General features: G+C 44.8%; 1 protein-coding gene. It reads left to right on the top strand.

All coding sequences use genetic code 11. The features are described from left to right. Nucleotides 1-472, top strand: a 472-nt coding sequence (locus AC0QUY_RS42760; protein WP_475391763.1) for a GH12 family glycosyl hydrolase domain-containing protein, incomplete at its 5' end; no start/stop codon positions are given. Nucleotides 473-576: the final 104 nt, after the last annotated feature.

Consider the following 576-nt stretch of genomic DNA (forward strand, 5'->3'; position numbering starts at 1 on the left):
CAGCGGCTTCCCGACCCGATTGTCAGATCAAAAAAACATCAACACGAAAGTCAGCTATTCGATCAGTGCGAACGGCACGTACAATGCCGCATATGACATTTGGCTCCACAATACAAACAAGGCAAGCTGGGGTTCGGCTCCAACCGATGAGATTATGATCTGGCTCAATAACACAAATGCCGGACCTGCCGGTTCTTATGTCGAAACTGTTTCGATCGGCGGGCACAATTGGAAAGTATATAAAGGCTATATTGATGCTGGAAGCGGCAAAGGATGGAACGTGTTTTCATTTGTCAGAACGGCAAACACCCAACGTGCGAACCTGAATGTTCGGGATTTCACGAATTATCTTGCCGACTCCAAACATTGGCTTTCCAAAACAAAGTATGTCAGCAGTGTGGAATTCGGGACGGAAGTTTTCGGAGGCACAGGACAAATTAATATTTCCAATTGGGACGTAACAGTCCGCTGATGGATTCACACCGCTCTTTCACAAAAAGAGCGGTGTTTAATTTATTCCTAATGTTCTTTTTTAGGCGTTCGCAACTGAAATATTACGATACCATCCTTACGTAT

Source organism: Bradyrhizobium sp. WYCCWR15520 (assembly GCF_056174665.1).